1 protein-coding gene (running past one end of the window) is annotated in these 14,374 nt (G+C 67.2%); it reads left to right on the forward strand.

Features of this window, described 5'->3' with window-relative positions:
* Positions 1 to 14,374: the 5' portion of a non-ribosomal peptide synthase/polyketide synthase gene (locus PC358_RS28265; protein WP_033697699.1), read on the forward strand. It continues 7,949 nt past the right edge of the window; the window shows 14,374 of its 22,323 coding nt (coding positions 1–14,374); it begins with the start codon at positions 1 to 3; its stop codon lies beyond the right edge, outside the window.

Raw genomic sequence — 14,374 nt, forward strand, 5'->3', positions numbered from 1 at the left:
ATGCACTTCAGCGAACTGATGGCTGCTCTTTCCACCCGTGCAATCCGACTCCAGCGTGAAGACCAGGACCTGATCGTCCTCGGCGATGACGACACCTTGGACGATAGCTTGTGGGAGGCGCTGTCGCGGCACAAGCCGGCGTTGCTGGAGATGCTCGCCGAACGCGATGACGACTGGCTGAGCCCGGCCTTTTGCATCACCCCCGATATGTTGCCGCTGGTAGCCCTGGAGCAACAGGCCATCGACCGCATCGTCGCCAGCGTGCCCGGCGGCGCCGCCAACGTTCAGGACATCTACCCGCTGGCGCCGCTGCAGCAGGGCATGCTGTACCACCACCTGTCCGCCAGCGACGGCGACCCGTACCTGTCGCAGGTGCAACTGCGCTTTGCCAGCAAAGCCCACCTCGAAGCCTTCGCCGAGGCACTGCAGTGGGTGATCCAGCGCCATGACATCCTGCGCACCGCGCTGCACTGGGAGTACCTTGACCAACCGGTGCAAGTGGTCTGGCAGCAGGCGACGCTGGTTCGCGAAGCCGTCCCGGTTGCCGGTAGCGCGGCGCTGGCCGAGTTGTGCGCGCGCTTCGACCCGCGCCAATACTGCCTCGACCTGCGCCAGGCGCCGCTGATGCAGTTGATGCACGCGCAGGGCGAAGGTGAGACGTGGGTGGCACTGCTGATGTTCCACCATGTGGTCATGGACCATACCGCGCTGGATATCGTGCGCCGGGAAATCCAGGCGCACCTTGCCGGCCAGGCCGAACACTTGGCCGCGCCCATGCCGTTTCGCAACGTGCTGGCCGCCGCCCGCCAGGCACTGGATGAGCAGGCCCATGAAGGGTTCTTCCGCGAGATGCTGGGTCACATCGATGAGCCGACACTGGCCTTCGGCCTGCAAGCCAAAGGCGATGCGCTGCTGGAGCAGGCACGCCTGACTCTGGCCCCGGCGCTCAGCCAGCGCCTGCGCAGCCAGGCCCGGCAACTCGGGGTAAGCCCGGCGAGCGTGCTGCACCTGGGCTTCGGCCGGCTGGTGGGGCAGCTTTCGGCGCGTCAGCAGGTGGTGTTCGGCAGTGTGCTGCTGGGCCGCATGACCACCGGCGACGGCAGCGAGCAGGCGCTGGGCATGTTCATCAACAGCCTGCCGCTGCGTATTGACCTTGGCGCAACCGGCGTGCGTGATGCGTTGCTGGCCACCCACCGACGGCTCAGCGCCTTGCTTGGCCACGAACAGGCGTCCCTGGCCCTGGCCCAGCGCTGCAGCGGCGTGGCTGCACCGGCGCCGCTGTTCAACACCCTGCTCAATTACCGCCACAGCGATGCGGGCGATGCTGCCGAGGTCATCCCGGTGGCCGACGGCATCGATATCGTCGGCGCCGAGGAACGTACCGATTACCCGTTGACCGTCAGCGTCGATGATTTGGGCGACGATCTGCGCCTGACCGTACAGAGCCTGCCCGAATGGGGCGCGGCGCGCTTGTGCGCGCAATTCGAGCAGATCCTGGCCAGCCTGGTCGAGGCGTTGGAACATGCGCCCACTGCACCCATGCAAGGGCTGCAGGCACTGCCCCTGGCAGAGCGCGAACAGTTGCTGCAACAGTTCAACCACACGGCTGGGGCGTACCCACAGGGGCAGACCGTCCACGCCCTGGTCGAGGCCCGCGCGGCCCGCGCACCGGCTGCGGTGGCGCTGCTGCAGGGTGACCAGGCTTTGAGTTACGACGCACTCAACCGCCACGCCAACCAGCTTGCGCATCAGCTGATCGCGCGTGGCGTCAAGGTGGGCGACCGTGTTGCCCTATGCCTGCCGCGCAACAGCGGGCGCGTGGTCGCGTTGCTGGGTGTGCTCAAGGCGGGCGCGGCCTATGTACCGGTAGACCCCGCCTACCCGGCAGAGCGCATTGCCTATCTGCTGGCCGACAGCGAACCGGCACTGGTGGTGAGCGAGGCTGCTATTACCGGGTTGCCGGCCGGGGTGCCGCGCCTCGACCTGGATCTTGCACAAAGCATCGCTGTGCACGACAGCAACCCTCAGTTGCCTGAGTTGCACGCGCAGCACCTGGCGTATCTGGTCTACACCTCCGGCTCCACCGGCCAGCCGAAGGGTGTGATGATCGAGCATCACACCCTCGCCAACCTGGTGCACTGGCACTGCCAGGCCTTCGCGCTGGACGCCACTGCACAGGCGTCCAGCGTGGCCGGTTTCGGCTTCGACGCCATGGCCTGGGAAGTCTGGCCCGCTCTGTGCGCCGGGGCCACGTTGCACCTGCCGCCTGCGCACATCGCCAACGAGCATGTCGATGAACTGCTCGACTGGTGGCTGGCGCAGCCGTTGACGGTCAGTTTCCTGCCTACACCGGTGGCCGAGCAGGCCCTGCGCCGCGAACGTCAGCACCCGACCCTGCGCACCTTGCTGGTAGGCGGCGACCGCCTGCGCCAGTTCGAGCGTGACCCAGGGTTTGCCTTGGTCAACAACTACGGGCCGACCGAAACCACCGTGGTCGCTACCTCCGGGCAGGTGGTGCCTGGCGGGCCTCTGCACATCGGCCGGCCGATCGCCAATACCCGCGTCTATGTGCTGGACGAAGGCCTGCAGCCGGTACCGGTCGGCGTCACCGGTGAGCTGTTCATCGGCGGGGCGCAAGTGGCGCGTGGCTACTTCAACCGCCCAGCGTTGACCGAGCAGGCGTTTCTCGTCGATCCGTTCAGCGCGCAGCCCAACGCACGGATGTACCGCAGCGGTGATAGGGTGCGCTGGAATGCCGATGGCACCCTCGATTACCTCGGCCGCAACGACGACCAGGTGAAGATTCGCGGCGTGCGGGTAGAGCTGGGCGAAATCGAAGCCACCCTCGCAGCGCAGCCCGGCATCGACACGGCCGTGGTGCTGGTGCGGGGCGAGCGTCTGCTGGCCTGGTTCACCGAGACCGCCCCGGTGGATATCGAAACTTTGCGCCAGGCCCTTCAGGCCCGCTTGCCGGCGCACATGGTACCGCTGGCGTTGCTGCGCCTGGCTGAGCTGCCGCTGACCAGCCACGGCAAGCTGGACCGCCGCGCACTGCCCGACCCGGCTACCTCGCAGTTGTTCGGCCAGGCATTCGAGGCGCCTGAAGGTGAGACCGAAGCCACGATGGCGGCCATCTGGGCCGATGTGCTGGGCGTGGAACGGGTAGGGCGGCACGACAACTTCTTCGAACTGGGCGGCCACTCGCTGCTGGCGGTGACGCTGGTCGAGCGCCTGCGCAAGGCTGGCCTGCTCATCGATGTGCGTGTGCTGTTCGCCCAGCCGACCCTGGCCGCGCTGGCCAGCGCAGCGGCTATCGGCCGCGAAGTGACGGTGCCCGCCAACCGGGTGCCGCTGCACGCTGAACGGATTACCCCGCAGATGCTGAGCCTGGTCACCCTGGAGCAGGCGACCCTCGACGACATCGTCGCCAGCGTGCCGGGTGGCGCTGCCAACGTGCAGGAAATCTACCCGCTGGCACCCCTGCAGGAGGGCATTCTCTACCATCACCTGAGCGCCGAGCAGGGCGACCCCTACCTGCTGCAGACCCGCCTGGCCTTTGACAGTGTCGAACGCCTGCTGGCCTGGGCCGGTGCCCTGCAACAGGTTATCGACCGCCATGACATCCTGCGCACCGCAGTGCTCTGGCAAGGGCTGGCGCAGCCGCTGCAGGTGGTCTGGCGCAAGGCCGAACTGGTGGTCAGTGAAATCGATGACCTGGCTGATGAGGATGGCAGGCCACGGATCGAGCAGTTGCATGCGCGTTTCGATGCACGGCAACACCGGCTGGACCTGACCCAGGCGCCGCTGACCCGCCTGTACTACAGCCTGGACCCCGCCAACCACCAGGTGGTGGCGATTCTGCTGTTCCACCACCTCACCCTCGACCACACGGCCATGGACGTGGTCGCCCGCGAAATGCGCGCATTGCTGTTTGGCCAGGGGCATACGCTGCCGGCCGCGGTGCCGTACCGCAACTATGTGGCCCAGGCCCGCCTGGGTGATCAGGCCGGCCACGAGGCGTTCTTCCGCGAGATGCTCGCCGATGTCGATGAGCCGACCTTGCCGCTGGGCTTCGCCGACGTGCAGGGCGATGGCCGGGGTATCGAAACGGCCTTCCAGGCCCTGGACGGCGAGGTTGCCCTCGGTTTGCGCGCCCAGGCCCGGCAACTGGGTGTCAGCGCCGCGAGCCTGATGCACCTGGCCTGGGCGCGGGTACTGGGGGTGCTTGCCAACCGCCATGACGTGGTCTTCGGTACCGTGCTGATGGGCCGCCTGCAAGGGGGTGAGGGCGCCGATCGGGCGCTGGGCATGTTCATCAACACCCTGCCGCTGCGGGTGGACACCACGCTGGCCATGCGTGCCGCCGTGCGCGCCACCCACCGTAGCCTGTCGGCCTTGCTCGGCCATGAGCACGCGCCGTTGGCCCTGGCCCAGCGCTGCAGTGGCGTGGCGGCCGCTGCGCCGCTGTTCAGCGCCTTGCTCAACTATCGGCACAGCGCCGACGATGCAGCGCGTGACGGTGAGGGCATCTGGGAGGGCGTGCGCCTGCTCGGGGGCGAGGAGCGCAGCAATTACCCGCTGACCCTCAGTGTCAACGACCTGGGTGATGGCTTCACGTTCAGTGTGCTGGCCGTCGAGGGTATTGGTGCGGCGCGGGTTGCCACGTGGATGGCCAATGCCGTCACCCAGCTGCTGCAAGCACTGGAGCAGGGACAGGAGGCGCCGGTCGACAGCCTATCGATCTTGAACGATGAAGCTCGCCAGCAACTGCTGGGCAGCTTCAATGCCACCACGCAGCACTATCCGCAAGGGCTGACGGTGCATGCTCTGGTCGAGGCCCGGGCAGCCGCGACCCCGGATGCCACGGCAGTCAGCCAGCCGGGCATGGCGCTCAGCTATGGTGACCTGAACCTTCGGGCCAACCGCCTGGCGCACCAGCTGATCGCACGCGGCGTGCGTTGCGGTGACCGGGTGGCGTTGTGCCTGGGCCGTAGCGCCGAGCGGGTGATCGGCCTGCTGGCCGTGCTCAAGGCCGGGGCCGCCTATGTACCGGTGGACCCAAGCTATCCCGCCGAACGCATCGCCTACCTGTTGGCCGACAGCGCGCCCGCCCTGGTGTTGAGCGAAGCGGCCATCGACGGCTTGCCTGCTGGCATACCGCGCCTGAACCTCGACCAGGCCGCCAGCGATGACGCCCTCGACAGCAATCCGCACGTGCCCGGGTTGGATGCTCACCAGTTGGCCTACCTGGTCTACACCTCTGGCTCCACCGGCCAGCCCAAAGGGGTGATGATCGAACACCATACCCTGGCCAACCTGGTGCACTGGCACTGCCAGGCCTTTGCGCTGGAGACCGGTACACGTACTTCAAGCGTCGCGGGCTTCGGTTTCGACGCAATGGCCTGGGAGGTCTGGCCGGCATTGTGTGCCGGTGCCACGCTGCACCTGCCACCTGCGCACATCGGCAATGAACATGTCGAAGCGCTGCTTGACTGGTGGCTCGAACAGCCACTGACCGTCAGCTTCCTGCCCACGCCCGTGGCCGAGCTGGCGCTGCGCCGCGAACGCCAGCACCCGACCTTGCGCACCTTGCTGATAGGTGGCGACCGCCTGCGTCAGTTCGAACGTGACCCAGGCTTTGCCCTGGTCAACAACTACGGACCGACCGAGACCACGGTGGTCGCCACCTCTGGGCAGGTGCAGCCCGGCGCTGCGTTGCACATCGGCAAGCCCATCGCCAATACCCGCGTCTACGTGCTCGACGCGCATCGCCAAGCGGTGCCGGTGGGCGTTGTGGGCGAGCTGTACATCGGCGGTGCGCAGGTGGCGCGGGGGTACTTCAATCGCCCTGAACTGACCGAGCAGCGCTTTTTCGCCGACCCGTTCAGCCGCAAGCCTGGCGCGCGCATGTACCGCAGCGGCGACCTGGTGCGCTGGAACGCCGATGGCACCCTCGATTACCTCGGCCGCAACGACGACCAGGTGAAGATTCGCGGCATGCGCGTGGAGTTGGGTGAAATCGAAGCCGCCCTGGCCGCACAGACGGGTATTGCCGATGCCGTGGTGCTGGTGCGGGGCGAGCGCTTGCTGGCCTGGTTCACCGAGTCCGCACCGGTGGTGATCGACGCTGTGCGTCAAGCGCTGCAGGCCAGCTTGCCGGGGCACATGCTGCCGCAAGCGTTTATCCGTGTGGAGGAGTGGCCGCTGACCAGCCACGGCAAGCTGGACCGCCGTGCCCTGCCCGAACCGGATACCGCCGATTGGGTCAGCCGGGGTTACGAGGCGCCCGTCGGCGAGACCGAAGCGGCCATGGCCAGCGTCTGGGCCGAGGTGCTGGGCGTGGAGCGGGTAGGGCGGCATGACAATTTCTTCGAACTGGGCGGCCACTCGTTGCTGGCAGTGGCCCTGATCGAACGCCTGCGCCAACAAGGCCTGCCTACCGACGTGCGGGTGCTGTTCGGCCAACCGACCGTGGCCGCACTGGCGGCCGCACTGGGCAATGGCCGCCAGGTAAGCGTGCCGGACTACTGCATTGCAGAGGGCTGCACCCACATCACCCCGGCCATGCTGCCGTTGCTGGCCCTGGACGCCGCCGCCATCGAGCGCATTGTCGCCACGGTGCCGGGTGGCGCCGCCAACGTGCAGGACATCTACCCGCTGGCACCGCTGCAAGAAGGCATTCTCTACCATCACCTGAGCGCCGCCGACCAAGACCCGTACCTGCTGCAATGGCGCGTGGCATTCGACAGCCAGGCCCGCCTGCAAGCGTTCGCCGCTGCCCTGGACCAGGTCATCGCCCGCCACGATATCCTGCGCACCGCCGTGCTGTGGGACGGCCTGGCGCAGCCAGCCCAGGTGGTCTGGCGCAGCGTGCCAGGGTCGGTGCTGGTTGAGTGCGCCGAACAGGCCGGCCGAATTGACCTCAGCCAGGCCCCATTGATGCGCCTGCTGGCGAACCCGCAGCCGGGCGCGGAACGCATCGAGGCCACCCTGCAATTCCACCACATCGCCCTTGACCATACGGCCATGAAAGTGGTGCTTGCGGAGATCCGCGATCACCTGCGCGGGCAACAGCCCAGCCAGCCGGCCGTGCCCTACCGCAACTATGTGGCCCAGGCCCGCCTGGCCATCAGCGAGGCCGAACACGAAGCGTTCTTCCGCGCCGAACTGGCCGACATCGACGCGCCGACCTTGCCCTATGGCCTGCTCGACCTGCAGGGCCAGGCCAGTGCCTTCGAACTGGCCACCGTGCAGCTGCACAGCGAGCAATACCGGCGCCTGCGCCGCCAGGCGCAGCAGCTGGGCGTAAGCGCCGCCAGCGTGCTGCACCTGGCCTGGGCGCGGCTGGTGGCCGCCACCAGTGGCCAGGACCGCGTGGTATTCGGCACCGTGCTGCTCGGCCGCCTGCAAGGCGGTGCGGGGGCCGACCGCGGCCTGGGCATGTTCATCAATACCCTGCCGCTGCGCTTGGACCTGCAGGGGCTGGGTGTGCAAGCCGGTGTGCGCCTGGCCCATCAGCGGCTGAGTGCGCTGCTGGTGCACGAGCATGCCTCGCTGGCCCTGGCCCAGCGCTGCAGCGGTGTGGCCGCGCCGACACCTTTGTTCAGTGCCATGCTCAACTACCGCCACGGCGCCAGCCAGCCCGAACAGCAAGCGCAGCGCGAAGCCCTGGAAGGCATCGAGGCCCTGCCCAGCGGCGGGCACGGCAACTACCCGCTGAGTGTCAACGTCGACGACCTGGGCGACGGCCTGCGCCTGACCGCCCAGGTCAGCGCCCAGGTCGGCGCGCAGCGCGTCTGCGAGCAACTGTTGCAGGTGTTGGTCGGTTTGCTGGATGCCCTTGAGCATGCGCCCCACACGCTAGTGCAGCAGCTGCCAGTATTGACACCGAATGAACGCCAGCAACTGCTGGCCAACGCCACGCAGCGGCCCGACGCTGCGGAGCAACCGTTGCACGCGCTGCTCGAGGCGCAGGTGAGGCGCACGCCGAATGCCATTGCCCTGGCCGCCGAGGAGGGCGAACTGAGCTATCGCCAGCTCGACGAGCAGGCCAATCGCCTGGCCCATCACCTGATCGGCCTAGGGGTAAAACCCGATGACCGTGTGGCGATCTGCGTCGAGCGTGGTTTGTCGATGGTGGTCGGCTTGCTGGCCATCCTCAAGGCGGGCGGTGCCTATGTGCCGGTCGACCCGGGTTACCCGGCCGAACGCATTCGCCACATGCTGGTGGACAGTGCGCCGCTGGCGGTGCTGGTGCACAACGCTACCCGCGAGGCCGCGCACGGCGCCCAAGCGCCCCTGGTCGACCTCGACCAGCCTTGCTGGCACGCCCAACCGATCAGCAACCCACGCGTGCCTGCGCTGAACGCTCGGCATCTGGCTTATGTGATCTATACCTCCGGCTCCACGGGCCTGCCCAAAGGGGTCATGGTCGAGCACCGCAACGTGGTCAACCTGGTGCGCTGGAGCCAGCGCCTTTGCCAGCCGGCGGGTGACGGCGCGGTGCTGCACAAAACCCCGGTCAGCTTCGATGCCTCGGTGTGGGAGCTGTTCTGGCCACTGTGCAGCGGCCTGCGCCTGGTGCTGGCACGCCCGGACGGCCAGCGCGACCCGCAGTACCTCGCGCAACTGATCGAGGCGCAGCAGGTCAGCGTGGTGCAATTCGTGCCGGCGTTGCTGCAGCAGTTCCTCGAAACTCCCGCCAGCAGCCGCTGCACCCGCCTCAGCGATATCGTCTGCGGTGGCGGCGAGTTGACCGAAGCCCTGGCCGCCCAGGTGCGTCAGCGCCTGCCGGGTGTGCGCCTGCATAACGTTTATGGGCCGACCGAGACCACCGTCGATTGCAGTGCCTGGACGCTGGAGCCGGGCGCCGAGCTGCCGCAAGGGGCATTGCCGATTGGCACCGCCATCGACAATACCCGCCTGTATGTACTCGACCCCTACGACCAACCGGTGCCCTGGGGCGTGGTCGGCCACCTGCACATCGGTGGCGCCGGCGTGGCCCGTGGTTACCTGGGCTTGCCAGCGCAACAGGCCGAGCGTTTCATTGCCAGCCCCTTCGTCGACGGCGAGCGCCTGTACCGCAGCGGTGACTTGGTGCGCCAGTGCCAGGACGGTAACCTGGTCTTCCTAGGCCGCAACGATCACCAGGTGAAGATTCGCGGCCTGCGCATCGAACCGGGTGAGATCGAAGCCTGCCTGGTGCGTATTCCCGGCGTACGCGAGGCAGTGGTGCTGGCCTTCGATGCCCCAGTCAGTGGCGCGCGCCTGGTGGCCTACCTCACCGGTGAGCCGCAGGCGGCAGACGGCCTGCGCAAAGCGTTGCTGATGCATCTACCGGAATACATGCTGCCGGCGCAGTACATCCACCTCGACCACCTGCCTTTGACGCCGAATGGCAAACTCGACCGCAACGCGCTGCCTGCCCCGGACGGTGCATTGCATGAGCGCCTGTACGAGGCCCCGCTCGGTGAAACCGAAACCCTGCTGGCTCGATTGTGGGCCGAACTGCTCGGCGTGCAGCAGGTAGGCCGGCACGACAACTTCTTCGAACTCGGTGGCCATTCGCTGCTGGCGGTCAGCCTGACTGCACGGCTGCGGCTGGAGGGCCTGCAAGTCGATGTGCGCACCCTGTTCGGTCAACCAACGGTTGCGGCCTTGGCCGCGACACTGGGGCGTAATCAGCAAGTAGTGGTGCCTGCAAACCGTATCCCTGCCGACTGCCCGCGTATCACCCCAGACCTGCTCAGCCTGATCGAACTCGACCAAACGGCGCTCGACCGCATCGTCGCGAGCGTGCCGGGCGGTGCCGCCAATGTGCAGGATATCTACCCCCTGGCGCCCCTGCAGGAAGGCATTCTCTACCATCACCTGAGCGCCGAGCACGATCCTTACGTGCTGTATTCACGGCTGCGCTTTGCCAGCCTGGAGCGCTTGCAAGCCTTCGCCAGCGCGCTGGACCAGGTCATCGCCCGCCATGATGTGCTGCGTACCGCCGTGCTCTGGGATGGCCTGCCACAAGCCGTGCAGGTGGTCTGGCGCCATGCGCCACTGCAGCTGTTGCACCTCGATGCAGGCGCGAGCGGCCTGGACCTGAGCCAGGCGCCGCTGATCCGTCTGCTGCATCGTCAAGTGCCTGGCACCGAGCAGATCGAAGCCACCTTGCAGTTCCACCACATCGTCCTCGACCACACGGCCCTGGAGGTGGTCGGCGAAGAGCTGATCGGCTTCCTGCACGGCACGCCGCCGGTGGCCACCCCGGTGCCGTATCGCAACTATGTGGCCCAGGCGCGCCTGGGCATCAGCCCGGCCGAGCATGAGCGGTTCTTCCGCGAACAACTTGCCGATATCGATGAGCCGACCTTGCCGTTCGACCTCAGCGATGTGCAAGGCGATGGCCGCGACATGCACGAGGCCAAGCTGGCGCTGTCGGCCGAGCTGGCCGCAGGGCTGCGGCGCCAGGCGCGGCAGCTTGGCATCAGTGTCGCCAGTCTGTTCCACCTGGCATGGGCACGCCTGCTGGCGGCTGCCAGTGGCAAGGACTGCGTGGTGTTCGGTACCGTGCTGCTTGGCCGTTTACAAGGTGGCGAAGGCGCCGAGCGGGCGCTGGGCATGTTCATCAATACCCTGCCGCTGCGCGTCGACCTTAACGAGGTGAGCGTGCGCGAGGGCGCGCAGGCCGTGCACCAGCGCCTCAGCGCACTGCTGGCCCACGAGCACGCGTCCTTGGCGTTGGCCCAGCGTTGCAGCGGTGTGGCTGCGCCATTGCCACTGTTCAGCGCCATGCTCAACTACCGCCATGGCGCTGAAACCAGCGCCGAGCAGCGTCAGGCATGGCAAGGCATCGAGGTGTTGGAAGGCCAGGAACGTACCAACTACCCGCTGAGCCTGAACGTGGATGACCTGGGCGAAGGCTTCCGCCTGGTTGCCACGACCCCGGCCGAAGTGGGTGCGGCTCGTATTTGCGGGCAGATGAACCAAGTGCTGGAGGCGATGGTCGAGGCTCTGGAACAGACGCCACAGTTGCAATTGCAGCGCTTGCCGGTGCTGGCGCCAGAGGAACGCCAGCGGGTGTTGGTGGACTTCAATGACACCGCGGTGGCTTACGACCTTGAGCAGACCTTGCACGGGCTGATCGAGGCGCAGGTGGTGCGCACGCCAGATGCGGTTGCAGTGCGGGCCGAGGAAGGCACGCTCAGCTACCGCGAGTTGAATGAACAGGCCAACCGCCTGGCGCATCACTTGATCGCGTTGGGCGTGAAGCCTGATGATCGGGTGGCGATCTGCGTCGAACGTGGGCTGTCGATGGTGGTTGGCCTGTTGGCCATCCTCAAGGCGGGCGGCGCCTATGTGCCGGTGGACCCGGATTACCCGACCGAACGCGTGCGCCACATGCTGAGCGACAGCGCGCCAGTGGCGGTGCTGGTGCACAGCGCTACGCGCCACGTACCGGAGGCGGCCCAGCTTATTGATCTGGACCAGCCAACCTGGAATGCGCAGCCTTCCAGCAACCCGGTACTCGCCGCACTGACCCCGCGTCATCTGGCCTACGTGATCTACACCTCTGGCTCCACCGGCTTGCCGAAGGGTGTGATGAACGAGCACGCCGGTGTAGTTAACCGCTTGCTGTGGATGCAGGACGCCTACAACCTCGGCGCAGACGATGTGGTCTTGCAAAAGACCCCATTCAGCTTCGACGTGTCGGTGTGGGAGTTCCTCTGGCCGCTGCAAACCGGCGCACGCCTGGTCATGGCTCGCCCCGGTGGCCATCGCGACCCTGAGTACCTGCGTCAGGTGATCCGCAGCGAAGGCGTCACCACCTTGCACTTCGTGCCATCGATGCTGGATGTGTTCCTTGCTCATGGCGACGCTTCGGCAGATGCCCTCAAGCGCGTGCTGTGCAGCGGTGAAGCCCTGCCGGGCAGCCTGGTACGGCGCTTCCACGCGCAGTTGCCAACGGTCGAACTGCATAACCTGTATGGCCCGACAGAAGCGGCGGTGGACGTCAGCGCCTGGCATTGCATGACGGCGCCGGACAACACCCCAATCGGCAAGCCCATCGCCAACACCACGCTGTACGTGCTCGATACGCTGGGCCAGCCGGTACCGCAAGGCGTCGCTGGCGAGCTGTTCATCGGCGGCGTGCAAGTCGCCCGTGGCTACCTCAACCGCGCCGAACTGACCGCCGAACGCTTCATCGACGACCCGTTCAGCACTCGCCCCGGCGCACGCCTGTACCGCACCGGCGACCTGGCGCGGCACCTGAGCGATGGTAATATCGAGTACCTGGGCCGCAACGATGATCAGGTGAAGATCCATGGCCTGCGCATCGAGCTGGGTGAAATCCAGGCCGGCCTGACCGCCATCGAGGGCGTGAAGGAAGCGGTCGTCATCGCCCGCGACCAGCGTCTGGTGGCGTACTACACCGGTGAGGAGCAGGCCGTGGAAAGCCTGCGCAGTGCACTACTGGCCCACTTGCCGGCGTTCATGGTGCCGGCGTTGTTCATGCACCTGCCGGCGCTGCCGCTGAGCCCCAACGGCAAACTCGACCGCAAGGCCTTGCCGCTGCCAGACGCCGAAGCCCTGCAAAGCCGCGAGTACCAAGCCCCCGAAGGCGACACCGAAACCCTGCTGGCTGCGATCTGGGCCGAACTGCTGGGCGTGGAACGGGTAGGGCGCCACGACAACTTCTTCGAACTGGGCGGCCATTCGCTGCTGGCAGTCAGCCTCACCTCGCGCCTGCGTCAGCAAGGCCTGCATGCCGATATCCGCGTGCTGTTCGGCCAGCCGACCCTGGCTGCGTTGGCCGCCGCCATCGGCGGTGAAACCGGCGTGAGCGTGCCGGCCAACCGCATCCCGATAGATGGCACCCGCATAACCCCGGACATGCTGCCGCTCGCCGAGCTGTCCCAGGCGGCCATCGATACGCTGGTCGGGCAGATCCCAGGGGGCGTGGCCAATGTCCAGGACATCTACGGCCTGGCCCCGCTGCAACAAGGTATCCTCTACCACCACCTCGCCAGCGAGGGCGCCGACCCCTATGTGCTGCAAGCGCGCTTTGCGTTCCCGGGGCAGGCCGAACTCGATGCCTTCGCCGCGGCGTTGGATCAGGTCATTGCCCGCCACGATATCCTGCGCACCAGCATCCACTGGCAGGGCCTGGACGAACCCGTGCAGGTCGTCTGGCGCAGCACGCCTGCAGTGGCCGGCCAGGCTGGCACCACCACCCTCGACCTGAACCAGGCCCCCTTGATCCGCCTGGTGCCAAGCCCAGGCAAAGGTCGCGTGGAGGCGACCCTGCTGATTCACCACATCATTCTCGACCATGCGGCTGTCGAGCAACTGGTGGCCGAGATCACCGCGGTGCTGCAAGGCCAGGCCCTGTCGCACGCCAGCGTGCCTTACCGCAACTACGTGGCCCAGGCGCGCCTGGGCGCCGATGCCCAGGCCGACCAAGCCATGTTCGGCGAGCTGCTGGGCGATATCGACGAACCCACCACCGTGTTCGGCCTGCGCGATGCGCACAGTGACGCCAGCCGGGTGCTGGACAGCCGCCTGGCACTGGACAGCGCTCTGGCCGGCCGCCTGCGTGAGCAGGCCCGTGTATTGGGTATCAGCGTCGCCAGCCTGGTGCACCAGGCCTGGGGGCAGGTGCTGGCGCAATTGTCCGGGCGCGAAGAGGTAGTGTTCGGCACCGTGCTGCTCGGCCGCCTGCAAGGCGGCGAGGGGGCCGAACGGGCGCTGGGCATGTTCATCAATACCTTGCCGCTGCGGGTGAGCGTGGGCGCGATGGCGGTGGCCGAGGGCGTGCGCCTGACCCACCAGCGTCTGGCGCGTTTGCTGGCCCACGAGCAAGCTTCGCTGGCCCTGGCCCAGCGTTGCAGCGCAGTGCCCGCGTCCCAGGCGCTGTTCACCAGCCTGCTCAACTTCCGCCACAGTGCCCCGGCCAAGGCCGAGCTGCGCCAGGCCTGGCAGGGTATCGAACAACTGGCCGCGCATGAGCGCAGCAACTACCCACTGGTGGTCAATGTCGACGACCTGGGCGACGCCTTTGTGCTGACCGTGCAAGCGGTGCCAGAGGTCGATGGCGCGCAGGTCTGCCAGTTGCTGAGCACCGCCCTCGAACAATTGGCCGAGGCCCTTGCACTGGCACCGTCCATGGCCTTGCACCAGGTGAGCAGCCTGGCGCCGGCCGAGCGCGAGCGGGTGCTTCAAGGCTTCAACGCCACCCGCCGCGATTACCCACGCGAACAGGCGCTGCATACCCTGTTCGACACCTATGCCGCGCTCAGCCCTACTGCGCCGGCGGTGTTGCACGGTGACCGGCAATGGAGCTACGCACAGCTCGAACAGCACGCCAACCGCCTGGCCCATC

This window comes from Pseudomonas capeferrum, assembly GCF_000731675.1.
Lineage (GTDB): Bacteria > Pseudomonadota > Gammaproteobacteria > Pseudomonadales > Pseudomonadaceae > Aquipseudomonas > Aquipseudomonas capeferrum.